Genomic DNA, 25002 nt, shown 5'->3' on the forward strand with positions numbered 1-25002 from the left:
AAAGCAGGGACCCATACTCCGCGGCGGGGATTGTTGAAGGGACTCGTCGCACGGGCATTGCCGCAACAATCAGCATTTGTGGTTATGGGTCCCTGCTTTCGCAGGGACGACACCGAATGCTGTGCGCAGCCGCCGAGCCAAACGTTCAGGCTCTCGCGGCATGATTTGCCGAGGCCTGCATCTCGTTCCTCCTTCACCTCGAAGAGGGCGCAGGGAAAGCGAAGGGGCTTGCGCCGTGGGGCAACTCAGTGGGCGCGCGCGTGAGGGACGCACCGGCGGCCGGGTTCCCTCTCCCCTTGCGGGAGAGGGTTAGGGAGAGGGGTGCCACACGGCGCGCTCTCTCCGAATTTATCAAACAGCAAGCGAACGAAATTGCGAGGGCGCGCCCTCTTCGATCATCTCGCCCGGGGCCACCCCTCTCCCCACCCTCTCCCGCAAGGGGAGAGGGAGCCCGTAAGTGTGCTCACCCCACCGCCGCTTCCATAACCAGCGCAGCGGAACGCCGGCCCCGATCCTCTCGCGCCCTACTGCGCCTTGGCGATGTAGGGGCAGCCGCCTTCAGCGAGCGGACGGAAGGCCTGGTCGCCCGGCACCGTCGCGAGATATTCGTAGAGGTCCCACTTGCTCTTGGACTCTTCCGGCTTCTTGATGCGCATCAGGTACATGTCGTGCACCATGCGGCCGTCCTCGCGCACCACGCCGTTCTGGGCAAAGAAATCATTGACCGGGGTCTTGCGCATCTGCGCGATCACGGTCTCCGAATCCACCGAGTTGGTCGCGGCGACCGCCTTGAAATAGTGCCGCAGCGCCGAGTTGACGCCGGCCTGGTAGGCCGTCGGCATCGCGCCATGCCGCTTGAAGAACTCCTGAGCGAAGACGCGGGTCTCGGGCGTGCGATCCCAATAGAAGGAATCGGTGAACAGCAGATCGTGCGCATGCGCGAGGCCGAGCGCAGGCACGTCGGTGAGCGTCACCTGCAGCGCGACGAGCTGCATGCTGGCGCGGATGTTGAACTCGTCGGCCTGCGACACCGCGTTGCGGAAGTCGGAGCCGGCATTGGCGAGCGCCAGGATTTTTGCGCCGGACGACTGGGCCTGCAGCAGGAACGACGAGAAATCGGCGGTGTCGAACGGATGACGGACCGCGCCCAGCACCTTGCCGCCGGCCGATGTTACGGCCTTGCTCGCATCGCGCTCCAGCGCCTGGCCGAACGCATAGTCGGCGGTGAGAAAGAACCAGGGCGTGCCGCCGCGCGCGACCACGGCCTTCGCCGTGGCGTTCGAGGAGGCATAGGTGTCGTAGGTCCACTGCACGCTGGTCGGCGAGCATTGCTTGCCGGTGAGGTCGGATGAACCGGAGCCCGAGATCAGGAACAGCTTCTTGCGTTCGCGCGTCACGGTCTGGATCGCCAGCGCCACCGCGGAATTGACGCCTTCGGCGATCACGTCGACACCCTTGTTGTCGATCCAGTTGCGCACGATGCCGGTCGCGACGTCAGGCTTGTTCTGGTGATCCGCCGAAATGATCTCGATCTTGCGTCCACCGACCGTGCCGCCGATCTCCTCCGCGGCCATTTGCGCCGCGATCACCGAACCCGGGCCATTGCCGTCGGAATATTGCCCGCTCATGTCGGTGATGATGCCGACCCGCAGGACACCGTCCTCCGCGCGAGCTGCGCCGGCCGCAAATGAGAGACACACGGCGGCAATTGCGACCAGAACATGTGAGCGTTTCGTGATGGACATTTCTTTCCCAAGGGTTTGGACGGTTCGGACGATGTCCTGAAGGAATCAGGGATCGCCGACAACCCCGTGGCCGGCATGGCGCTCTGCGATTCTGTGCGGAAATTCCGGGAGGAGGAACACGGCCGGTGCGTCGCCACGTGCGCGACTCCGATCATGCGAACGCCGCGACGAGATTTCGCCGCGGCGTTCCTTGGTGTGCTGGATGGCTTCGAGATCGCCTCAGCGCCGCTCCCACAATTGCCTTGCCAGGATGCCGACCTTGCGCTCGATCGCCTCGGCCGCATCGAGACACATGTCCTCGCGATAGCGCGAGCCGACGATCTGGACGCCGACCGGCAATCCCTCATGCAGCCCGACCGGCACCACGGCCGCCGGTAACCCCAGCACGTTCATCGCCGAAATGAAGCGAAGGTCGTTCCAGAACAAATCCTTCACGCGCCGATCGCCGCCGAGATCGGCATTGACCTCCGGCGTCTTGCGCACCGTGGTCGGCATCAGCACGAGCGGGTACTGTTCGAGGAAGCTCATCCAGTTCCTGATATGGCGCGACCGCTCGGCGATCGCCTTCATGTAGCCGGCCTGGTCCAACGGATTTGCCAGCGCCATGAAGCCGTGGAACGTCTTCTGGAAGTCGGCGCTGGAGGACGCCAGCATCTGATCCTGCTGCAGGATGCGGGTCTCGGTCATGATCAGGTCGCACCAGAGCTGCCAGACCTTGTTGAGGTCGGGCACCTCGACCTCGCTGACCGCGTAGCCTGCATCGGCCAGATGATCGGCCGCCTGGCGCTGAAGCGCGATCACGCCGCGATCGGTCACCATGTCCTCGGGGATCTTTGCGAGTGCGACCTTCACCGGCGCGGCAGGCTTCGGCCCCGTCAATGGCGCCGGCACGTACCAGGGATCGCGCGGATCGCGCTGCGCCATCACCTCCAGGCCGAGGCGCACGTCGGCGACGTGGCGCGCCAGCGGTCCTTGCGACGACATGAACTGCGCCATCAGCGGCCGTTCAGCCGTGGCGCTGGGATTGAACGCCGGAATCCGGCCCTGGGTCGGCTTGATGGTGGCGATGCCGTTGCAATGCGCCGGCCAGCGCAGCGAGCCGCCGATGTCGTTGCCGTGCGCGATGGTGCCGATGCCGGCCGCGATCGACGCGCCGGCGCCGCCGGATGATCCGCCGCAGGTCACGTCCGCGTTCCAGGGATTGCGCGTCAGGCCGTGCAGCGGATTGTCGGTGAAGCCGCGCAGCGAGAATTCCGGCGTGTTGGTCAGGCCGATGATGATTGCGCCGGCCTTCTTGAGATTGGCCGTCACCGGTGAGTCGCCCGGCGCGATATTGTCCTTGAACGCGACCACGCCGTTCGAATTGGCCTGGCCCTCGACGTCGATGTTGATCTTGATCGTGACCGGAACGCCGTGCAGCGGTCCGACGCCGCCGCCCTTCCCTTTGCTCGCCGCCAGCGCTTCGTCGGCGGCCTTGGCCGCCTTCAGCGCAGCGTCGCCGAGATCGATGACGACGGCGTTGAGCGCCGGATTGGCCGCGTGCATGCGGTCAAGATGGGCACGAACCACCTGCTCCGACGTCACTTCGCTTTTCTTGATGGCCGCCGCCGTCTCCACGGCCGACCATTGCCAGATCGGTGCATTCGTCACGTTGTGCTCTCCCATGATGCTCAGTGCTTGTTGTTGATCTCGAAAACCGCGTGCCTTCAGTCGCGCGGATCGATCGGCGTCAGCGTCGATGCACGCGCCTCGATCACCTCGGCGACGGCGAGACAGACATCCTCGCGGAAACGGCCGGCGATCACCTGCACGCCGACCGGCACGCCGCCGGCGGTCCCCGTCGGCACCACGACCGACGGAAAGCCGAGCGCGGGGACGGCAAGCAGCGGCCGCTGCGCATCGAGCAGCGCACGCACGACCGTTGCGTCTTCCTGATCCTGATCGAAGCGGAACGGCAGTTGCGCCGAGACCGGCAGGATGATGACCGGGCAGCGCTCCTGGAACAGCTGCCAGGCCCGCACGATCGAAAGTCGCTGCTCGAAGCAGGCCAGCACCTGATCGCCGTCGAGCTCTGGCGCATACGCAATATGGCAGTCCAGATTGTAGCGGCTCCGATCGTCGCCGAACTTGCGGATCATCGGCGCCAGCACGCGCCGCTCCTCATTGATGACGAGGCGATGCCAGAGATCCGCAGCCTCCGCGAGGCGCGGCGGCGAGGTCTCCTCCACCGCAAAGCCGGCCTCTGCGAGCCAGCGTCCGGCGGCGTGGACCGCCGCGCTGACCTCCGGCGCCTCGTCGCCGAACGGCGCCGCCGCGATCGCAACGCCGACCGGACGCTTGAGGGGCGCACCTTGCAGCGGCACCGGCAGCCAGGTAGCGTCGCGCGCATCCGGCTGCGCCATTGCGGCGAGGCCTGTGCGCAGATCGGCAACCGAGCGCGCGAGCGGCCCCTGCACCGACATCATTTGCGCCGTGATCGGACGATCGGAAGTCGCCGACGGATTGAACGAAGGAATTCGTCCCGGGGTCGGACGCAGGCCGGCGACGCCGCAGGCATAGGCGGGATAGCGGATCGAGCCGCCGAAATCATTGCCGTGCGCGATCGCGCCCATGCCGGATGCGACGGCCGATGCCGCGCCACCGCTGGAGCCGCCCGGCGTCAGGTGCCGGCTCCACGGATTATAGGTCGCGCCGTGCAGATCGTTGTTGGTGAACCAGCGGTGCGAGAAGGCCGGGGTGTTGGTGCGCCCGACAATGACCGCGCCGGCCTTGCGGAAATTCGCGACCACCGGGCTGTCGTCGGTGGCGATCACGTCGCGGAAGGCGACGACGCCGTTGGTGGTGGCGTGGCCGCGCTGATCGACATTGACCTTGATCGTGACCGGCACGCCATGCAGCACGCCGAGCTCCGCGCCTGATTTCACCGCGGCGTCCGCCGTGTCCGCCGCGGCCAACGCTTCATCGGCCAGCACCTCGACAATGGCGTTCAATGCCGGATTGACCTGCGCAATGCGATAGAGGCTGGACTCCACGGCTTCCCGGCTCGAGATCGCGCGCGTCGCGATCGCGCGCGCCAGATCGACAGCCGGCCAGCTCCACAACTCATTCTCGCGCCGCGTGACCATTGTTGTTTCCTCCAACGCGTGATGCAGCAGTCAGCCGATGCGGTTCAGTCGAGCCGCAACGGCTGGTGAAAGACGGGCAGATCCATGCGCCGGTCTTCCGCAGGGACCACCACGGCTTCGGCGCTCAGCACGTGGTCGAGCATCACGCGCCGGGCGCGTGCGGCGTTGCCGGAGCGGAACGCGGCCATCAGGCGCTTGTGAAACTCGATGTTCTCGCAGGTGAAGCTGGATGCGAATTCCTGTACGCCGAGCTTGCCGATCAGATGCCGGATCGCCTCGTTGACGAAGCGGGCGACCAGACCGAGCAGCGGGTTGGGACAGGCCTCGATCAGGATGTCGTGGAAATCGATCTCGGCGTGGCGGTGGTGCTCCCAGTCCGCACTGCCGCCGGGATGATGCTCCTGAACCGCGATCGCCTTGTCGAGCGCGGCGAAATGCGCCGCGGAGAGGTGACCGACCACGCTGAAGGCGAGCTCCGGCTCGATCAGGCGGCGGATCTGGTAGATCTGCGCGGTAGAGATCGACTGGAAATAGAAGTAGTTGCTGAGCAGGCCGACGATCCGGTTGATCGACACCGGCGCCACCCGCGCGCCGCCGCCGGGACCGGTGGTGTTCTGCACCAGCCCCTGCACTTCCAGTGATTTGAGCGCCTCGCGGATGGTCGAGCGGCTGCAGCCGAACATCTCGATCAGCTCGCCCTCCTGCGGCAGCCGGTCGTTCGGCTCCAGGCCGGCCTGGAAGATGTGGCTGCGGATCAGGTCGGCGACGGCGTCCGACCGCTTGCGCTTGATCGAGGCGCGCCGCGACGGGTCCAGCGAGGGTAAAGCCGATTTATCCATTTTATGATCATAAATAGGATCGAGACGGCTTGGCAAGGGGCGATCGCTCCAAAAGGCCGTCGTACCCGGGGGCTGATCCCGGGCACGACGGCAGACCGAACATTCGGGAATTGGCGAGAGACGATCGCTCAGCTGGACGTGCGCTGTGCCTCGAGGCCGCGGCTGTAGCGCGACATTGCAAAGCAGAACACGAAATAGATCACGCCGACGAAGACATAGACCTCGACGCTGAAGGACTGCCAGGCCGGATCGACGATCGCGGTCTTCGCGGTGGTCAGGAGATCGAAGATGCCGATGATCAGGACCAGGCTGGTGTCCTTGAAGAAGGCGATGAAGGTGTTGACCAGCGGCGGGATCACGTGGCGGATCGCCTGCGGCAGCACGATCAGCGCGTTCTTCTCCCAGTACGACAGCCCGAGCGCGTCGGCGGCTTCATACTGTCCGCGCGGCACCGCCTGGAGGCCGCCGCGCACCACTTCAGCGAGATAGGCGCCGGCATAGAGGATGAAGGCGATCTGCGCGCGCAGCAGTTTGTCGATGTTGACGCCGTCGGGCATGAACAGCGGGAACATCACGCTCGCCATGAACAGCAGGCTGATCAGCGGCACGCCGCGGATCAGCTCGACATAGAGCACGCAGAGCGAGCGGATTGCCGGCAGTTTTGAACGGCGGCCGAGCGCCACCAAAATTCCGAGCGGGAAGCCGAACGCCAAGCCGAAGGTCGCGAGGATCAAGGTCACCGGCAGGCCGCCCCAGCGGTCCTGCGTCACAAAGGACAGGCCGAGGAAGCCGCCCCACATCAGGCAGCCGATCGCGATCAAGGCTGCGGCCCATAGCAGGAACAGCTCCTTGCGCCAGAAGCTGCGGCGGCTCGAGACCGCGAACAGCGCGATGAAGATCACGACCGCGAGCGCCGGCCGCCACTGCTCGTCGAACGGATAGGTGCCGAACAAGATGAAGCGGTACTTCTCGGGCACGACGGCCCAGCAAGCGCCGGCGCCGCGCAGCGCGCGGCAGGCGCTGGTGTCGTTGCCGGAGACGATCCAGACCGCGTTGGCAATGCCCCATTGCCAGAGGCCGATGCACGCCTTGCCGAGCACGAACAGCAGCAACAGCGTCATGATGCTGGACGGGATCGATGCGAACAGATTGGCGCGCAGCCATGCGGTGAGATGCCCACCGAGCGCCCGCGGCGCCGGCCGCGGCCCGATCGGCAGCGGATCCTGCGGAAGATGTGCGACCGAGCTCATGTCAGCGCTCCACCAGCGCGATCCGCGCATTGTACCAGTTCATGAACAGGCTGATGCCGAGGCTGATGGTGAGGAACACCATCATGATCAGCGCGATCGACTCGATCGCCTGCCCGGTCTGGTTCAGCGTGGTGTTGGCGACCGAGACGATGTCCTGATAGCCGACCGCGACCGCGAGCGAGGAATTCTTGGTCAGGTTCAGATACTGGCTGGTCATCGGCGGGATGATGACGCGTAGCGCCTGCGGCAGCACGATATGCTGCAGCACGAAGCTGCGCTTCAGCCCGAGCGCCTTGGCGGCATCCGACTGCCCGCGCGGCACTGCCTGGATGCCGCTGCGCACGATCTCGGCAATGAACGCCGAGGTATAGGTGACGAGCGCGATCAGCAGCGCGAAATATTCCGGCGCCAAGGTCAGGCCGCCGACGAAATTGAAACCGCGCAGCTCCGGCAGCATGATGCTCCAGCTCGCGCCCGCGAGCCACGACACCAGTGCGGGAAGCGCGACCACGAGGCCGAGCGCGTAAGGCCAGGCCGGCCGCGCCTTGCCGTCGAGCATCTGCTGCGCGATCAGGCGGCGCCTGACGAAGGTGAAGGCGATCACGCCAGCAACCAGCGCCAGGATCGTCCACCAATTCGCCTCATGCAACGGGACCGACGGCAGGATGAGCCCGCGGTTGGAGAGGAACACGCCCTCGACCGGCTTCCACGCCTGGCGCGCCGCCGGCAGGCCCTGCATCAGCACGTACCAGAACAACAGCTGCAGCAGCAGCGGCAGGTCGCGCAGCACCTCGACATAGACGGCAGCGAGCCGCGCCAGCAGCCAGTTCGACGACAGCCGCGCGATGCCGACCAGCGTGCCGATCACGGTCGCCAGCACGATGCCGATCACGGCGACGCGCAGCGTGTTGACGATGCCGACGATGAAGGCGCGCAGGTAAGTGTTCTTCGGCGAGTAATCGATCCAGGAATCCGCGATCGGCATGCCGGCTTCGCGGCCGAGGAAGGCAAACCCGGTCGAGATCCGCCGCACCGAGAGATTATGGACCGCGTTCGACCACAGCCAGGCGACGATGGCGACCGCGATGGCGACCACCAGGATCTGCCAGAACAGGCCGGCGACGCGGGGATCGCTGAGCGATAGCCGCCAGGAGCGACTTGGAGCCCGGGCGGGAGGGTGGTTCGGCGTCGATATCGTCACAGCACAGGATCCTCTGAGAAGCGATCTTCTGCCATGCGCAAGAGCGTATTCGAGGCTGCGCACTTCATATGTTGCACCAAATTGATATTCGTGCAACATATGTTTCATGGCCCAGGCTCAGCCGAAACCATCGCCCCTGAACGAATTGTGCAGCGCATTGCCGTCGCTGCCAATGCGGTTGCAGGAAGTCGGCCGGTTTGTCGCAGCCAATGACTACGACGCCACCACCCGCTCGATGCGCGAGCTCGCCTCGGTCGCCGGCGCCGATCCTGCATCCTTCACCCGTCTTGCCAAGGCACTCGGCTATTCCGGCTGGGACGAATTGCGCGCCGCACTCACCGAGGCGCGCCGGCCGGCGCAGGGCTCGCCCTTCTCCGGCCGCGCCAAGGGCCGCCGCGCCGGGCCGAATGCCGATGTTCGGCTGGTGCACGACAAAATCGAGGCTGAAGCTGCAGGCCTTACGCGGATTTCCGCGAGCGCGATCGCGGACGCCGCGCGTGCGCTGCACGCCGCGAACCGGATCTGGATCACCGGCTTTCGCAGCTGCCGCAGCGTTGCGGAACTATTGACCTACCAGCTTCGCCTATTCCGCCCCGATGCCGTACAGCTGGTCGGCGGTTCCGGCCCGTTCGATCTCGACCATGGCGCCTTCCGCTCAGGCGACGCCGTGGTCGTGATCGGCTTCGCGCCCTACACCTTGGTCAGCGTCGAGACGGCGCGTGCGGCGCATCAGGCGCGCGCCACGCTGATCGCGATCGCCGACACGATCAGCGCGCCGATGGCGGAGGGCGCCGATCATCTCTTGCTGTTCGAGGCCGCCTCCTCTCCCGGCTTCTTCCCGAGCCTCACCGGCGCGATCGCCGTCGCGCAGTCGCTGGCCGCCGTCGCCTTCACGCTGGGCGGTGCGGGCGCCAAGCGCAAGCTGGAGGAGACCGAGGGCCGGCTTGCCGAGATGTCGCAATATTTTGTCGAGAAAGGATAAGTATCATGGCCGCCAACAAGAGCCGCGTGATGCATCGCAGCCTGCGCGAGACCCCGCCGAAAGCGGTCGGCGGCGACGGCGTCTGGCTGATCGCGGAGGATGGCCGCCGCATTCTGGATTCCTCCGGCGGAGCCGCCGTGTCCTGCCTCGGCCATCAGCATCCGCGGATTCTGGCCGCGATCGCCAGGCAGGCGTCAAAGATTGCCTATGCGCATACCGGCTTCTTCTCGTCGGAGCCCGCGGAAGAGCTCGCCGAGCGGCTGGTCGGCCACGAGCCCGGCGGCCTCGGTTATGTCTATTTCGTCAGCGGAGGATCGGAGGCGATCGAGGCCTCGATCAAGCTGGCACGGCAATATTTCATCGAGCGCGGCGAGCCGAAGCGCGCCCGCTTCATCGCGCGCCGCCAGAGCTATCACGGCAACACGCTCGGCGCGCTGTCGGCCGGCGGCAATGCCTGGCGCCGCGAGCCCTACGCGCCGCTGCTGTCGCCCTCGTTCAGCCATGTCACACCGGCCTTCGCCTATCACGAGAAGCGCGACGATGAATCGGAGGCCGCGTTCGTCGCGCGGCTCGCCGCCGAGCTGGAGGCGGAATTCCAGCGGCTCGGCCCCGAGAACGTTGCCGCCTTCATCGCCGAGCCCGTGGTCGGCGCCACCGCCGGCTGCGTGCCGGCACCGGACGGCTACTTCAAGGCTGTGCGCGAGATCTGCAACCGTCACGGCGCGCTATTGATCCTCGACGAGGTGATGTGCGGCATGGGCCGTACCGGCACGCTGCATGCGTGGGAGCAGGAAGGCATTGCGCCGGACATCCAGGCGGTCGCCAAGGGCCTCGGCGGCGGCTACCAGCCGATCGGTGCGATGCTTGCGAGCGGTGCCATCGTCGACACCGTGCGCAACGGCTCCGGCGCGTTCCAGCACGGCCACACTTATCTGGCGCATCCGCTCGCCTGCGCCGCCGCGCTCGAAGTGCAGAAGGTGATCAGCGAGGAGAAGCTGCTCGACCAGGTCAAGGCGCGCGGCCGCCAGCTCGAGCAGCGGCTCACCGAGCGCTTCGGCAATCACCGCCATGTCGGCGACATCAGGGGCCGCGGCCTGTTCTGGGGCATCGAGCTGGTCGCCGACCGCGGCACGCGGCAGCCGTTCGATCCCAAGCTGAAGCTGCATCAGCGGATCAAGTCCGCGGCGTTTGCCGGCGGCCTCGGCTGCTACCCGTCGGGCGGCACCGCCGACGGCCAGCGCGGCGACCATGTGCTGCTCGCCCCGCCCTATATCGCAACTTCCGGCGACATTGACATGATCGTCGAAAGACTAGGCGCTGCGGTAGACAGCGCGCTCAAGGACATTGGTCATTAGCAGGAGGTGTAAAATGTACAGGGGATTGATCACTACAGCCGTTCTCGTCGCAGGCATCGCGAGCGCAAGCGCAGCCACGCTCGACACCATCAAGCAGCGCGGCACACTGGTGTGCGGCGTGTCGACCGGGTTTGCCGGCTTCTCCGCGCCGGACTCGCAAGGCAACTTCAAGGGCCTCGATGTCGACTATTGCCGCGCGCTCGCCGCGGGCATCCTCGGCGATCCCGCCAAGGTGCGCTACGTCGCATTGACCGCGCAGAACCGCTTCACCGCGCTGCAATCCGGCGAGATCGACGTGCTCTACCGCAACTCGACGCAGACCTATCTGCGCGGCACCACGCTCGGCCTGCGCCAGGGCCCGGTCAATTTCTACGACGGCCAGGGTTTTGTGGTGAAGAAGGATCTCGGCGTGAAGGAGCTGAAGGATCTCAAGGGCGCGACCGTCTGCGTCGCGCAGGGCACCACGCATGAGGTGACGCTCGGCGACTACGGCCGCGCCAACGGCATCGACTGGAAGCCGCTGGTGTTCGATCGCCCCGACACCATGTACCAGACCTTCTTCGGCGGCCGCTGCGATGCCATGACCCAGGACGCCTCGGCGCTTGCCGGCGCGGTCGCAACCGCGGCGCCGAAGGCCGACGACTATGTCGTGCTGCCGCAGACCATCAGCAAGGAGCCGCTCGGCCCGTTCACCCGCAACGGCGACGAGGTCTGGAGCGATATCATCACCTGGCTGCACTACGGCCTGGTCGAAGCCGAAGAGCTCGGCGTCACGCAGGCCAATGTCGACGAGATGACGAAGTCGCAGGTCCCGGCGATCCAGCGCCTGCTCGGCGCGTCCGGCGATCTCGGCAGTCGGCTCGGCCTCGACAACAAATGGCTGGTCGCGGCGATCAAGGCCGGCGGCAATTACGGCGAGATCTTCGAGCGCAATGTCGGCAAGGCCAGCCCGCTGAAGCTCGAGCGCGGCCTCAACGGCACCTGGAGCAAGGGCGGCTTGATGTACGCGATCCCGTTCAAGTAAGCGAAGTCACCTCTCCCCGCGCCTGTCCCGCCGAAGCCTTGGCGAAGGCGGATGCGGGGAGAGAGCCCTCACCCCAACCCTCTAAGAGCGAGCTTCGCTCGTCTCGACCCCGCGAACAGCGGGGAGAGGGAGAACAAGAAGCATCGATGCGCATCACGCTCATTCACGCCCTGAAACACTCGATCGTGCCGATCGAGGCGTCATTCGCAAAACATTGGCCGGAGGCGCGGCTGATGAACCTGCTCGACGACAGCCTGTCGGCCGACCTCGCGCGCGACGGCAAGCTCACCGAGCGGATGACCGAGCGCTTCCTGACGATGGGCCGCTACGCGGCAAGCACCGGTGCCGACGGCATTCTCTTCACCTGCTCGGCGTTCGGCCCCTGCATCGAGGCGGTGGCGCGCGCGCTCGCGCCGATGCCGGTGCTGAAGCCGAACGAGGCGATGATCGAGCATGCGGTCGCGAAGGGAAAACGGATCGGTCTGCTCTCGACCTTCCCACCAACGCTGGTTTCGATGCCGCCGGAGTTTCCATCCTCGGTCACGCTGGTGCCGAAGCTCGCCGAGGGCGCGCTGGCGGCGCTGGATCGCGGCGACCGCGCCGAGCACGACCGCATCGTGGTCGAGGCAGCCAAGGATTTGCGCGATTGCGACCTGATCGCGCTCGCCCAGTACAGCATGGCCCCGGCGGCCGAGCGCGTCGCCGAGGTCACCGGCCGCGAGGTGCTGACGACGCCCGACAGCGCGGTCAAGAAGCTGAAGGCGCTGCTCGTTGGCTAGCGCCGTTGCGTAGGGTGGATTAGCCGAAGGCGTAATCCACCGTGACGCAAAGGCAGTGGCGGATTACGCCTTGCGGCTAATCCGCCCTACCGTGCCTAAGAGCTCGCGTCATTCACGTTCAGATCGACGCCCTGCGGATCCCTGATCGTCGACACCGTGATCAGCGAGATCAACGACAGCACCGCGATATAGACGCCGACGCGCCAGGACTGGCCGTAGGTGCCGATGATCCATTGCGCGATCATCGGCGCGAAGGCGCCGCCGAAGATGGCACCGAGCGCGTAGCCGATCGAGACGCCGGAATAGCGCACCTTGGCCGGAAACAGCTCGGCATAGAGCGCCGCCTGCGGGCCGTAGGACAAACCAAGCGCGACGGTGAGGCCGACGGCGCTGACGAAGAACAGCAGCAGATTCTTGCTGTCGATCAAGAACCACATCGGCACCGCCCACAGCACCATCAGGGTGTAGCCGATCTGGAAGCAGCGAACGCGGCCGATCTTGTCGCCGAGGATGCCGCCCAGCAGCGTGAAGATGAACCAGCTCACCGCCGCCAGCGTGCCGATCAGCAGCAACTGCTCCGACGGCATCTTCAGCGTGTTGGTGCCGTAGCTGATGATGAACGCGATCAGGATATATCCGGCCGCGTTGTTCGCCATGAAGATCAGCGCGGTGCGCAGGATCTCCTTGCTGTGATTGCGCATCAGCTCCTTGAGCGGCGCGGAGGATTCCTTGTGCCGCCGCTGCATCGCCTTGAACACCGGCGATTCCTCCACAGTGCGGCGGATCACGATGCCGACGACGATCAGCACGATCGAGAGCAGGAACGGAATCCGCCAGCCCCATTCGATCATCGCCTGCTTGCCGAGCGTCGCAGTAAGCACCCACAGCACGCCGGTCGCCAGGATCATGCCGAGCGGCGTGCCGATCTGCGGGAACGAGCCGAAGAAGCTGCGCTTGTCGATCGGCGCCGACTCCACCGACATCAGCGCCGCGCCGCCCCATTCGCCGCCGGCCGAGAAGCCCTGCAGGATGCGGAGAAGAATAAGGAGCGCCGGCGCCCAGGCGCCGATCTGCGCGTAGGTCGGCAGCAGACCGACCAGCGCGGTCGCAGCGCCCATCAAGAGCAGCGTGACGACGAGCATGTTCTTGCGACCGAAGCGGTCGCCGAGATGGCCGCAGACGATGGCCCCGAGCGGACGGAACAGGAAGGAGAGGCCGAGCGTCGCAAACGAGACGATCTGCGCCAGCAGCGGATTGTTGGCATTCATCGGCGCGAAGAACAGCGCACCGAACACCAGGCCGGCGGCCTGGGCGTAGACGAAGAAGTCGTACCACTCGATCGTGGTGCCGACGAGCGTTGCGGTGAGGACCTTGCGCTCCTCATCCGACAGCGTAGCGCCGCGCGAGCGCGCGGAGATTTCGATGGACATGTGGCCTCCCCAAAACCCGTTTTTAGCCGTGCGGGCGTGACCGGCGGCGATGCGCCTGCCCCGCACGGATGCTGGTACCGGGATAGCAGAGCTTGCCGCGCGGGACGAGCAAAATAGTTGCAGCAGCAACGATAATGCGCCAACCCATGGCCTCGAGGCCGGTTCCATGACCCGGCTACCTCACCCGCCGCCGACGGTCTCCCATCCCAAAACGCCGATTGTGCAATGCAGCAAGGCCGCTATGTTGGGAGTCTCCAAGAGGTTTTAAGTGTCTGACATCAATGCCGATGCCTGGGTGTCCTCAGGCCACCGTCCGATGGGCTTTCCGGAATTCGTCGTCGTCATCGCCTCCATCATGGCGCTGAACCCGCTGGCGATGGACATGATGCTGCCGGCGCTGCCGAACATCCGTTCCGCGTTCCAGATCGCCGACGCCAATCGTCCGCAGATGGTGCTGTCGATCTTCCTGGTCGGTTTCGGCGTCGGCCAGTTCGTGATGGGCCCGCTGTCGGACCGCTTCGGCCGCCGCCCGGTGCTGCTCGGGGGCATGACCGTCTACACCATCGCCGGCCTGCTCGCGATCATGGCGCCCTCGTTCGAAACGCTGCTCCTGGCGCGCGCGCTGCAGGGGCTCGGCACCGCCGCAACCCGCGTGATTGCGACGTCAATTGTGCGCGACTGCTACGCCGGACGGCGGATGGCGAGCGTGATGTCGCTGGCGATGATGGTGTTCATCGCAGTGCCTGTGATCGCGCCGTCATTCGGCCAGGCGGTGATGCTGCTGACGCACTGGCGCGGCATCTTCGTGCTGCTGATGATCTACGGCGTGATCGCGCTGGCCTGGAGCGCGATGCGGATGCCGGAGACGCTGCCGCTCGAACTGCGCAAGTCGCTGGCGATCCCTGAGGTGCTCTCAGCATTCCGCCAGACCGTCACCAACCGCCAGACGCTCGGCTACGCGCTCGCCGCCGGCGGCGTGCAGGGCTCGCTGTTCGCCTTCGTGTTCTCCTCGCAGCAGATCTTCACCGAAATCTTCAAGCTCGGACATTACTTCCCGGTCGCCTTCGCCGCCTGTGCGGTCGGGGTCGCGATCGCCGGCTTCCTCAATTCACGCATCGTCGGCCGCATCGGGATGCGGGTGATCTCGCACGCCGCGCTGACCGGTTTCGCCGTCGTCGCCGGCGCGCTGTTCCTCGCGGTGAAGACCGACACGCTGTCGCTGCCGCTGTTCATGGTGCTGGCGGGCCTGATGATGTTCGCGTTCGGGCTGATGATGGCGAACTTCACGGCGCTCGCGATGGAGCCGCAGGGCAAGATCGCCGGCACTGCATCGTCGCTGTACGGGACGATCACCACCCTGCTCGGGATCGGCGTCGGCACCACGATCGGCCAGGATTACGACGGCACGCTGCTGCCGTTCGCGACCGGCTTCTTCCTCTGCACGCTGGCTGCACTCGCGGTGGTGCTGGTGACGGAGAAGGGCCGCATGTTCCGGCCGCATCATCATCCGATTTGACCTTCGTAGCCCGGATGAAGCGAAGCGCAATCCGGGGGTCGTCGTGCGGGCACAACTGCCCCGGATTACGCTTCGCTCCATCCGGGCTACGATGCTAATTCGTTGCAGCGCTGTAGCCCGCATGAGCGAAGCGATATGCGGGACCGCTGTTCCCGGATTTCGCTTCGCTTCATCCGGGCTACACTTCCGTGGTTGGTTCAGGCTTCGCGAGCTCGCCCGGCATTGCTTCGCGCCCGCACTGGCGCCACCGCACGTCGCGTCGCCGCAAATCCCTCCATCCCCAGCTGCCACTGCAGGCCGACGATCGCGCCCTTGGTCGGCTGCAACAGTCCGAGCGCGCTGAACAGCGTGAACGGCAGCCAGATCGCCAATTGCAGCCAGGCCGGCGGCGCGTAGGTCATCTCCATCCAGAGCAGCGCCGGCACCACGACGTGGCCGACCACCACGATCACGAGATAGGCCGGGAAATCGTCCGCGCGCTGCGGGGTGAAATCCTCGCCGCACACCTCGCAATGATCCGCCACCTTGAGAAAGCGGCCGAACAGATGGCCGCGTCCGCAGTTCGGGCACTTCATGGTGAAGCCGCGCAACATCGCCTTGGGCAGGGAAACCGTCTCGGTCATTGTCGTTGTCCTTGACCTGATCTGATGATCCATACAATATGTATCGAAGAGCATACAATCAAAGACAAAGCGCCAGATTGCATGGATTGGATCCCTACAGTTTCGGAATGGCAAGGCCCGATGTTCCTGCGCATCGTCGATGCGCTCGCCGCCGATATCGCGAGCGGCCGGCTGGTGCGCGGTCAGCGGCTGCCAACCCATCGCGCGCTGGCATCGGCGCTCGACATCGATCTCACCACGGTGACGCGCGCCTATGGCGAGGCGCGGCGGCGCGGGCTGCTCGACGCCCGCGTTGGCCAGGGCACCTTCGTCTCGGAGACGACGGCGCGCGCAGTGTCCGACCTGCCCACGCCCGTCAACATCGACCTGTCGATGAATCTGCCGCCGCAACCGGTGGAGGCCAATCTCGATCTGCGCATCGCGCAGGGGTTGGCCACCATTCGATCCGAGGCCGGATTTTCAGCCTATCTAGGTTATGCGCGTCCCGGCGGCACCGCCGACGAACGCGAGGTCGGCGCCGCGTGGCTGCAGCCGCGCGTGCCGCAGGCATCAGCCGACCGCATCGTGATCTATCCGGGTTCGCAGGCGATCATCTTCAACGCCCTGCTGGCGCTGACCTCGCCTGGCGATGTCGTGGTGACGGAGGCGTTGACGTTTCCCGGCATCAAGGCCGCGGCCGCGCGGCTCGATGTCCGCCTGGTCGGCGTTGCGATGGACGCCGAGGGTGCCCGTCCCGACGCGCTCGACGAGGCCTGCCGCAAGCACAAGCCGAAGGCGGTGTATCTGGTGCCGACGCAGCAGAACCCGACCACGGCGACGATGGGCGCGATCAGGCGCAAGGCGATCGCTGACATCATCAGCAAGCGCGGCTGCGTCCTGATCGAGGATGATGTCTACGGCCCGCTCGAGCCGCAGGTGGCACCGATCGCAACGCTGATTCCCGAACGCACCTACCTTGCCGCGAGCATCGCGAAATGCATCGCGCCGGCCTTGCGCGTCGCCTATCTGCTGGCGCCCGATGCGAGCGCCGAGCAGCGGATGCGCGCCAGCATGCAGGCCACCATGCAGATGCCGCCATCGCTGATGGTCGCGCTGGTCACACAATGGCTGCGCTCCGGTGTCGCCGCCGACATCATCCGCGCCATCCGCAGCGAGGCGGCCGCGCGCCAGCAGCTTGCGGCCCGCTTCCTCAAGGGCGTCACCTACGCGGCGCGGCCGGCGAGCCATCATCTCTGGATGCCGCTGCCGAAACATTTCGACGGCACCGACCTGCTGTCGCATCTGATGCGCAACGGCCTCGCCGTGGTCGGCGAAGACGCCTTTGCGGCGGGCGATGCCGCGCCGCGTGGCCTGCGCGTATCGCTCGGCGCGGCGCGCAATCGCGCCGAACTGAGCCAGGCGCTCCAGGTGCTATCGAATGCCGTGCGCACGCCGGTCGGCGCCACGCAAATTGTATGAATTTCGACCATCGTTAGGGAATAAACTCGCCCGAAAATGATTATGGTGCGGGGACGCCTGCGCTAAAACTGCGGCGTTCATGGCATCAGGCAGGGGCGGCTTTCAATGTCATGCGGATACGATCGAGCATTCCACACTGCCGTGCGGACGCTTCGTGAGACAGCAACCGCGATCATGTGTCTTGCACTTGTCGCATCAAGTGCGGCGCGCGCCACCGACGCCCCTGCCCCGTCGCCGGAGAAACTCGAACGCATCACCGCGTTCTTCGACAACGAGGTTGCGACAGGAAAAATTCCAGGCGCCGCCATCCTGATCCAGCAGCACGGCAAGCCGGTCTATCTGAAGACCTTCGGCTACCGCGACGTCACGACCAAGTCGCCGATGCGGCCGGACACGATGTTCGCGCTGCATTCGATGACCAAGCCGATCACCAACACCGCCGCGATGATGCTGGTCGACGAAGGCAAGCTGTCGCCGCAGGATCCGCTGTCGAAATACATTCCGGCGTTCGCCGACGTGAAGGTCGGCATCGAGCCGGATGGCGGCAACGATCTGGGCAAGCTCGAGCTGGTGCCGCCGATCCGCCCGGTCACGATCGAGGACCTGATGCGGCACACTTCGGGCATCACCTACGAATATATCGGCGCCGACTGGATCCAGAAGCTCTACCGCGCAGGACATCTGTTCGACGGCAAGTTCGACAACAAGGAATTCGTGGCGCGGCTGGCCAAGCTGCCGTTGTCTCGGCAGCCCGGCACGATGTGGCGCTACGGTCATTCCACCGACGTGCTCGGCCGGGTGATCGAGGTCGTCGCGGGCAAGACGCTCTACCAGTTCGAGAAGGAGCGCATCTTCGATCCCCTGAAGATGAACGACACCAGATATGTGCTCGATGCGGAAACCGAACGGACGCGGCTGGCCGAGCCGCTGCCGTCGGACACCATCCTGATCGAGGGGGAGAACGACCGGCGCGCGCATCCGGAGTGGGAATCCGGCGGCGGCGGCCTGGTGTCGACCATTCTCGATTATGCGCGCTTCGCGCAGATGCTGCTCAGTGGTGGCGAGCTCGACGGCAAGCGCTATCTGAGCCCCACGGCCTTCAAGACGATGACATCGGACCATATCGGGCCGGGCTCCGGCGTCGGCCGCGACTACTGGTACTTTCCCGGCGACGGTTTCGGTTATGGCTACGGCATCGCCGTGCGCACTGATCCCGGCATTGCCAAGCCGCCGCCGCCCGGCTCGATCGGCGAATTGAAATGGGACAGCGGCAGCGGAACCTATTTCGGCGTCGATCCGAAGCTCGACATGATCTACATCATGCTCGAGCAGACTCAGAACGAACGCCAGCGCATCACGCCGGCATTCCGGAAACTGGTCTACGACGCGTTCAGCCCGGACTGAGATCCCGCAGCAACTTCGTCATTGCGAGGAGCGAAGCGACGAAGCAATCCATCTATCCGCGCGCAACTGGATAGATGGATTGCTTCGCTTCGCTCGCAATGACGGAACCGGAAGCATCCCTCCCTACGACTTGCGCCGAACCGTCTCCAGCCTGCGCCGTGCGGCGGCCGCGATCAGACTCGCGGTGCATTCGTTGCAGACGAACGCACACTCGTCCGTAAACAGGCCGATCCGCGCATCGAAGCCGATCGCACCATCGTCGGCGAGCCCCTCGATGACTCCACCGCAGCACACGCATTGGTGGTGCGACGCCAATTCCCGTTCCATGACGCGCTCTCCAGCCATCGCAGCTTCCTCCTTCGCTGCTTCCCTCACGCTATATACTATCGTATATATCGCGGCGACAAGGCAGGCGGGTGAACAATCCGGTCGGGAACCCTGCAGACAACAACCATCGACCGGAGACGATCGCCTAAAAATTCCTGCCTGGTCCAATCAGGTTCATTGAGGAAACGCGATCATGATAAAAAAGAATGGCGACGCGGGACATCCGCGCGCAACGGGAGAACTGCTCAAGATCCGCCGCGCATCGGCGGAGCGTTTTCGAGCGAAGTGGATGCCGGTTCGCGTGAAGAAAACGCGTCAAAATAAGAATCTATCGAGCGCTGCGGCCATCGTCCTCGCGCTCGGCACCGCCGGCATGGCCCGCGCCGAAACAGCCCCGGTCGGCGTTCCCGACAAGAGTTTTCCGGAGAGCGTGACCTCGACCTCCGACGGGACGCTTTACGTTGGCAGCTTCAACCATGGCGGCGTGACCAAGATCTCGGGCGGCAAGGCCGAGCAACTGGTCAAGCCCGGTGCCGCCGACAGCCGCTCGACGCTGGGCGTGCTCGCCGATGAGAAGAGCGGAACGCTCTATGTCTGCTCCAACGACATCAGCGCGATGGGCGTCGCGGGTCCCAGCGACGTCAAGGGCGCCTGGCTGAAGACCTTCGATCTCAAGAGCGGCGCGCCGAAGGGCAGCTTTGCCCTGAGCGATCCGAAATCGTTCTGCAACGACATCGTGGTCGGCGCCGACGGCACCGCCTATGTCAGCGATTCCTTCGCGCCGTTCGTCTATAGCCTGAAGCCCGGCGGCACGGCACTGGCGACGTTCGCCACCGATCCGCAGCTCGCGCCGGCCAAGGACGGCGTCGGGCTCGACGGCATCGCGATCGGCGCCGACGGCAACCTCTATGTCACGACCTTCATCCCGGCCAAGCTGTTCAAGATCGAGATCAAGGACGGCAAGGCGGGCGCGGTGACCGAGCTGAAGCCGTCGCGGCCGCTCGACCACGCCGACGCGCTGCGCGCCCATGGCGGCGGCTTCCTGCTGATCGAGGGCAACGGCAAGCTCGACAAGGTCACGGTGAAGGGCAGCGAGGCCACCATCGACACCATCAAGGATGGTCTGGCCGAGCCGGTCTCAGTGACGCAGGTCGGCGATATCGGCTGGGTCGCCGAAGGCAAGCTGTCCTACGTGATCGGCGACAACAAGGGCAAGGACCCCGGCCCGTTCAAGCTGACGCCGGTGGCGCTGCCGAAGTAGGGGTGGGCTGAGTCTCGCGGCAAACTCGGTGCACCTCTCCCGCTAGCGCGGTCGAGACGAGCGAAGCTCGCTCTTAGGTCGGATCGCATCGATAGATGCGATCCGGCTCGTCACCATGAGGGTCTACAGTTTAGCTGCGAAACAAGACGTCATCCTGAGAGGATGTGAGGCGATATCCTCGTCCACCGCCGTCATCGCCCGGCTCGACCGGGCGATCCAGTACGCCGCGGCCCCTCGACTCAAGCACTGCGGTCTCTGGAATACTGGATCACCCGCATGCGCGGGTGACGACACTGCGCAAGCTGAGGGCGCCTGCACGATTTCTGAATAATAGAACAATACCGCTGAGTTGCCCGACAAGTCAAGTTGCCGTGTCCGCCGGCAGCCACCGGCTACTTTGCATGGGGTTGTTTTCGATATTTTGGCGCCGTGCCCCAGCAACTCGGCACCGATGCGGTCGCACCGCCGCCACCGCGTCATCCGCTAGATCACATAAAACCCATGTGTGCCGTCACGGCGCAGCTGGTCGACGAGGCCGTACTCCCAATCGAGATAGGCCTGCATCGCCTGCTCCGCGACGCCGGTGCCTTCATAGGGACGACGATAGCGGTGCGCGGGATCGGGCCTCGGCACGACGCGCGGCGGTCCGACTTCGAGCCGGTCCTCATAGCCACCTTCGAGCACATAGACCTCCCAGCCCATCTGCGCGAGCCAGGACGCCGTCATGTCGGCGCGGATGCTCTTGTCGTCAGTCAGCACGATGCGGGCGCCGCGCACCGGCGCGGCCATGTCGATTTCCTGCACCAGCTGGCCTCCGGCATAATGCCGAAAGCCGGCGAGATGGCCTGCGGCATATTCCTCGGCGTCGCGGACATCGAAGCGATACAGCGTGCGGCGCGCGTCCTTTTCCAGCGCGGCAAGTTCAGCCGCGCCGATGTGGCGGACGCCGGCGCGATAGGCGACGTCGCGCGCATTGTCGGCGCCGCCCGCGAACGGCCCGACGTCGCCACGCTTGCCGGCGCCGTGTTCGAGCTCGTGTTTGGCAAGCGTCCAGCCGATCGTGCCGTTGCGCAGCGCCCGCACCTTGTTCGGCAGTCCGGCATTGATCAGCGACTGCGTACCGATGATCGAGCGGGTGCGGCCGGCGCAGTTGACGATGATGGTGGTGTCGGGATCGGGCGCCGCGCGCCCTGCGCGCAGCACCAGCTCCGCGCCGGGCACGCTGACCGAGCCCGGAATGTTCATGGTGGCATATTCGTCGAAGCGGCGGACATCGAGGATCGCGATGTTGGCCTTGTCCGAAATCAGCGCGGCGACCTCGTCGGCGCTCAGCGACGGCGTATGCCTGCGCGACTCGACCAGCTCGCCGAAGGCCTTGGCGTAGGAATTGACGTCCTCGAACACCTCGTAGCCGGCCGCCTTCCAGCCCTGTAGGCCGTCGGCAAGCGCAGCGACGTTGCTGTAGCCCAGCGCCTGCAACTCGCCGGCCGCGGCAGCGACCTGCCCCTCGCCATTGTCATAGAGCACGATCGACACGTCCTTGCGCGGCAATCGGAGCTCGGCTTCGAGCGCGATCCGGCCGGCCGCCATGTTGGCGGCAAACAGCGGATGGCCGGTGGCGAATTCCGCTTCATGCCTGACGTCGAGCAGCGCGATCTCCTGGCGCAGCAGCAGCGTTGCACGGATGTTCTGGGGCGTGACGGACAAAACTGTCATGAGAAGCCGACCTTGGGCGGGAAATTCGCAGGCCTGCTCTAGGCCGAAATCGCGCGCCGTCAATAGCCTTAACCGGTCCGCAACCCCGATCTTCACGAGCCACGGTTCGGGAACGAAAATCCGCCATCCCGCTTTGCCCAACCGGGGCGCGCTTGCTACGTTCCAATCGGCCCCGTTGGCGCCCGATCAGGCCTTCCGGACAAGAGAAGGTAGCGGGGCCACGCCTGAAGTTCTGGGAGGATGACCATGAGATCAGTCGGAAATGAACCATTGTCGCGTCACGCCCTCGCCTACGTGCTGGCCGGCGGACGCGGCAGCAGACTTCAGGAGCTCACCGACAGGCGCGCCAAGCCGGCGGTGTATTTCGGCGGCAAGTCCCGCATCATCGATTTCGCCCTCTCCAACGCCGTGAACTCGGGCATCCGCCGCATCGCGGTGGCGACCCAGTACAAGGCGCACAGCCTGATCCGGCATCTGCAAGGCGGCTGGAACTTCTTCCGCCCGGAACGGAACGAGAGCTTCGATATCCTGCCCGCCAGCCAGCGCGTCTCGGAGACCAACTGGTATCTCGGGACGGCGGACGCGGTGTACCAGAACATCGACATCCTCGAGGCGCACGGCACCAAGTACATCCTGGTGCTGGCCGGCGACCATATCTACAAGATGGACTACGAGGTGATGCTGAAGCAGCATGTCGAGAGCGGCGCCGACGTCACGGTCGGCTGCCTCGAGATGCCGCGCACCGAATCCAGCGGCTTCGGCATCATGCATGTCGACGAGAACGGCCTGATCCAGTCGTTCCTGGAGAAGCCGGCCGATCCTCCGCCGATGCCCGGCAAGCCCGACAAGTCGCTCGCCAGCATGGGCATCTACGTGTTCGACTCGCAATTCCTGTTCGATGAATTGCGCCGTGACGCCGCCGATCCGAACTCCAACCACGATTTCGGCAGGGACATCATCCCCTATATCGTCAAGCACGGCCGCGCCGTGGCGCATCAGTTCAACGATTCCTGCGTCCGCTCCGGCGACGATCCCCGTTCCTACTGGCGCGACGTCGGCACCGTCGACGCCTATTGGGGCGCCAACATCGATCTCACCGACGTCGTGCCGGAGCTCGACCTCTACGACCGCGCCTGGCCGATCTGGACCTATGCCGAGATCACCCCGCCCGCGAAATTCGTCCACGACGAGGACGGACGGCGCGGCCAGGCGGTGACCTCGCTGGTCTCGGGCGCCTGCATCATCTCGGGCGCGGCGCTGCGCCGGTCGCTGCTGTTCACCGGCGTCCACGTCAATTCCTACGCCAATGTCGAGAACGCAGTGATCATGCCTTATGTGAATGTCGGCCGCGGCGCGCGGCTCCGAAACGTCGTGATCGATCGCGGCGTGCGGATTCCGGAAGGGCTCGTGGTCGGCGAGGATCCCGAGTTCGACGGCAAGCGATTCCGCACCACCGAGAACGGGATCACGCTGATCACGCAACCGATGATCGACAGGCTCCCGACATGACGCCGATCCGCGTCCTCGCGGTCGCCTCGGAAGTCTACCCGCTCGTCAAGACCGGCGGCCTCGCCGACGTGGTCGGCGCGCTGCCGGCGGCGCTGAAGCAGCACGGCGTCACGACGCGGACGCTGGTGCCCGGCTATCCCGATGTGCTCAAGGCGCTGGCCTCGGCGGAAACGCTGCTGAACTGGGGAGAATTCTACGGCGGGCCGATCCGCGTGCTCGGCGGCACGCATGGCGGCCTCGACCTTCTCGCCCTCGACGCGCCGCATCTCTATGCGCGTCCCGGCAATCCCTATGTCGGCCCCGACGGACGCGACTGGCCCGACAACGGCATCCGCTTCGCGGCGCTGTCGCGGATGGCGGCCGAAATCGGCCGGGGTGCGATCGAGAGCTTCGTCCCCGACATCGTGCATGCGCATGACTGGCAGGCCGGGCTCGCCCCGGCCTACCTTCATTACGGCGGACAAAGGCGGCCAGCCACGGTGATGACCGTGCACAACCTCGCCTATCAGGGGCAATTCTCGCCGGACATGCTGGCGGCGTTCGGCCTGCCGGGCGAGGCCTACTCGCTTCATGGTGTCGAATATTACGGCACCATCAGCCTCCTGAAGGCCGGCCTGCAATTCGCCGACCGCATCACCACGGTGTCGCCGACCTATGCGCAGGAGATCCAGAGCGACGACGGCGGCATGGGGCTGGGCGGGCTGCTCCGCGAACGCGCCGACCTGCTGAGCGGCATCCTCAACGGCATCGACATCGATGTGTGGAATCCGGCCACCGATCCCAACATCGCCGCGCGCTTCAGCGCCGGGCAAATGGCAGAGCGCGCGGCCAACAAGGCGGCGCTGCAACGGCGCTTCGGGCTCGACCCGGCGCCGGATGCGATGCTGCTTGGCGTCATCAGCCGGCTGTCATGGCAGAAGGGCCTCGATCTGCTGCTGGAGAACATTCCGACATTGCTCGGCGAAGGCATCCAGCTCGCGCTGCTCGGCAGCGGCGATCGCGATCTGCAGGATCGCTACGCCGCGCTGGCGCATGACAATCAGGGGCGGATCGCCGTCGTGATCGGCTACGACGAGGCGCTGGCGCATCTGATCCAGGCAGGCTCCGATGCGCTCGCGGTGCCGTCGCGCTTCGAGCCGTGCGGCCTCACCCAGCTCTGCGCGCTGCGCTACGGCGCGGTCCCGATCGTTGCCAATGTCGGCGGCCTTGCCGACACCGTGCTCGGCTTCGACGAAGCCGCGGCCACAGGAAGTCCTGCAACGGGCGTCAAGTTCGCACCCGTGACCTCGGAGGCGCTCGCCCACGGCTTGCGCACAGCGAACCTGCTGTTCAACGACAAGGTGACCTGGCGCCGGCTGCAGCAGGCCGGCATGGCCACCGATGTCTCCTGGCACAATCGCGCCGGCCGCTACGCCGCGCTCTACCGCGAACTCGCCGCCGCGCGAGGCTGACGCCAGA

20 protein-coding genes are annotated in these 25002 nt (G+C 65.7%); 10 read left to right on the forward strand and 10 right to left on the reverse strand.

Going from position 1 to position 25002, the window contains the following annotated elements; translation table 11 throughout:
- Window positions 1-524: 524 nt before the first annotated feature.
- The 6 genes from Q0030_RS08485 to Q0030_RS08510 all read right to left on the reverse strand — a co-directional run bounded on the left by Q0030_RS08485 (window position 525) and on the right by Q0030_RS08510 (window position 8073).
- Window positions 525-1745, reverse strand: a complete 1221-nt coding sequence (locus tag Q0030_RS08485; protein WP_298365352.1) for an ABC transporter substrate-binding protein — start codon at window positions 1743-1745, stop codon at window positions 525-527.
- 219 nt (window positions 1746-1964) lie between these two features.
- Window positions 1965-3410: an amidase family protein gene (locus tag Q0030_RS08490; RefSeq protein ID WP_298365354.1), complete on the reverse strand. Its 1446-nt coding sequence runs from the start codon at window positions 3408-3410 to the stop codon at window positions 1965-1967.
- 41 nt (window positions 3411-3451) lie between these two features.
- Window positions 3452-4870, reverse strand: a complete 1419-nt coding sequence (locus Q0030_RS08495; RefSeq protein WP_298365356.1) for an amidase family protein — start codon at window positions 4868-4870, stop codon at window positions 3452-3454.
- Window positions 4871-4914: 44 nt separating this feature from the next.
- Window positions 4915-5709: an FCD domain-containing protein gene (locus tag Q0030_RS08500; RefSeq protein ID WP_298365358.1), complete on the reverse strand. Its 795-nt coding sequence runs from the start codon at window positions 5707-5709 to the stop codon at window positions 4915-4917.
- Between the two features lie 128 nt (window positions 5710-5837).
- Window positions 5838-6959 carry an ABC transporter permease subunit gene (locus tag Q0030_RS08505; protein ID WP_298365360.1) on the reverse strand — a complete coding sequence of 374 codons (1122 nt, stop codon included), beginning with the start codon at window positions 6957-6959 and terminating at the stop codon, window positions 5838-5840.
- A gap of 1 nt (window position 6960) precedes the next feature.
- The gene (locus tag Q0030_RS08510) at window positions 6961-8073 is read right to left on the reverse strand and encodes an ABC transporter permease subunit (protein ID WP_363323434.1); all 1113 of its coding nucleotides are present in this window, start codon (window positions 8071-8073) and stop codon (window positions 6961-6963) included.
- 193 nt (window positions 8074-8266) lie between these two features.
- Between Q0030_RS08510 and Q0030_RS08515 the strand changes: the two genes are divergently transcribed.
- The 4 genes from Q0030_RS08515 to Q0030_RS08530 all read left to right on the forward strand — a co-directional run bounded on the left by Q0030_RS08515 (window position 8267) and on the right by Q0030_RS08530 (window position 12300).
- On the forward strand, window positions 8267-9142 hold the full coding sequence (locus Q0030_RS08515) for a MurR/RpiR family transcriptional regulator (RefSeq protein WP_298365365.1): 876 nt from the start codon (window positions 8267-8269) through the stop codon (window positions 9140-9142).
- Between the two features lie 5 nt (window positions 9143-9147).
- Window positions 9148-10497 (forward strand): aspartate aminotransferase family protein, encoded by a 1350-nt coding sequence (locus Q0030_RS08520; protein ID WP_298365367.1) that lies wholly within the window; start codon window positions 9148-9150, stop codon window positions 10495-10497.
- A gap of 13 nt (window positions 10498-10510) precedes the next feature.
- Window positions 10511-11521: an amino acid ABC transporter substrate-binding protein gene (locus Q0030_RS08525; protein WP_298365370.1), complete on the forward strand. Its 1011-nt coding sequence runs from the start codon at window positions 10511-10513 to the stop codon at window positions 11519-11521.
- A gap of 146 nt (window positions 11522-11667) precedes the next feature.
- Window positions 11668-12300, forward strand: coding sequence for an aspartate/glutamate racemase family protein (locus Q0030_RS08530; RefSeq protein ID WP_298365372.1), 633 nt, complete (start codon window positions 11668-11670; stop codon window positions 12298-12300).
- A 95-nt stretch (window positions 12301-12395) separates the two neighbouring features.
- On the opposite strand, the gene Q0030_RS08535 is transcribed toward Q0030_RS08530, so the two are convergent.
- Entirely contained in the window at window positions 12396-13730 is a 1335-nt protein-coding gene (locus Q0030_RS08535) for an MFS transporter (protein ID WP_298365374.1), read from the reverse strand.
- Between the two features lie 268 nt (window positions 13731-13998).
- On the opposite strand from Q0030_RS08535, the gene Q0030_RS08540 reads away from it, so the two are divergent.
- A complete protein-coding gene (locus Q0030_RS08540; RefSeq protein ID WP_229165293.1) occupies window positions 13999-15246 on the forward strand; it encodes a multidrug effflux MFS transporter in 1248 nt (415 codons plus the stop codon).
- Between the two features lie 197 nt (window positions 15247-15443).
- Here Q0030_RS08540 and Q0030_RS08545 read toward each other — a convergent pair whose 3' ends face one another.
- Entirely contained in the window at window positions 15444-15869 is a 426-nt protein-coding gene (locus Q0030_RS08545; RefSeq protein ID WP_298365379.1) for a DUF983 domain-containing protein, read from the reverse strand.
- Window positions 15870-15989: 120 nt separating this feature from the next.
- Here Q0030_RS08545 and Q0030_RS08550 point away from each other — a divergent pair, with 120 nt between their 5' ends.
- Both Q0030_RS08550 and Q0030_RS08555 read left to right on the forward strand, forming a co-directional pair.
- Complete coding sequence (locus Q0030_RS08550; RefSeq protein ID WP_298365381.1) at window positions 15990-17327, forward strand: PLP-dependent aminotransferase family protein; 1338 nt, start codon at window positions 15990-15992, stop codon at window positions 17325-17327.
- Window positions 17328-17501: 174 nt separating this feature from the next.
- A complete protein-coding gene (locus Q0030_RS08555) occupies window positions 17502-18731 on the forward strand; it encodes a serine hydrolase domain-containing protein (RefSeq protein WP_298365384.1) in 1230 nt (409 codons plus the stop codon).
- Between the two features lie 123 nt (window positions 18732-18854).
- Here the strand turns inward: Q0030_RS08555 and Q0030_RS08560 are convergent, their stop codons facing one another.
- Entirely contained in the window at window positions 18855-19058 is a 204-nt protein-coding gene (locus Q0030_RS08560) for a hypothetical protein (protein ID WP_298365386.1), read from the reverse strand.
- 193 nt (window positions 19059-19251) lie between these two features.
- On the opposite strand from Q0030_RS08560, the gene Q0030_RS08565 reads away from it, so the two are divergent.
- Window positions 19252-20319, forward strand: coding sequence for a hypothetical protein (locus tag Q0030_RS08565; RefSeq protein WP_298365388.1), 1068 nt, complete (start codon window positions 19252-19254; stop codon window positions 20317-20319).
- A 483-nt stretch (window positions 20320-20802) separates the two neighbouring features.
- On the opposite strand, the gene Q0030_RS08570 is transcribed toward Q0030_RS08565, so the two are convergent.
- The gene (locus Q0030_RS08570; RefSeq protein WP_298365390.1) at window positions 20803-22035 is read right to left on the reverse strand and encodes a rhodanese-like domain-containing protein; all 1233 of its coding nucleotides are present in this window, start codon (window positions 22033-22035) and stop codon (window positions 20803-20805) included.
- A 246-nt stretch (window positions 22036-22281) separates the two neighbouring features.
- Here Q0030_RS08570 and glgC point away from each other — a divergent pair, with 246 nt between their 5' ends.
- Window positions 22282-23544 carry a glucose-1-phosphate adenylyltransferase gene (glgC, locus tag Q0030_RS08575; RefSeq protein ID WP_298365392.1) on the forward strand — a complete coding sequence of 421 codons (1263 nt, stop codon included), beginning with the start codon at window positions 22282-22284 and terminating at the stop codon, window positions 23542-23544.
- Window positions 23541-24995 carry a glycogen synthase GlgA gene (gene glgA / locus Q0030_RS08580; RefSeq protein ID WP_298365394.1) on the forward strand — a complete coding sequence of 485 codons (1455 nt, stop codon included), beginning with the start codon at window positions 23541-23543 and terminating at the stop codon, window positions 24993-24995. Before glgC ends, glgA begins: the two co-directional genes overlap by 4 nt.
- The last annotated feature ends 7 nt before the right edge of the window (window positions 24996-25002 follow it).

This window comes from uncultured Bradyrhizobium sp., from assembly GCF_947648125.1.
Taxonomy (GTDB): Bacteria; Pseudomonadota; Alphaproteobacteria; order Rhizobiales; family Xanthobacteraceae; genus Bradyrhizobium.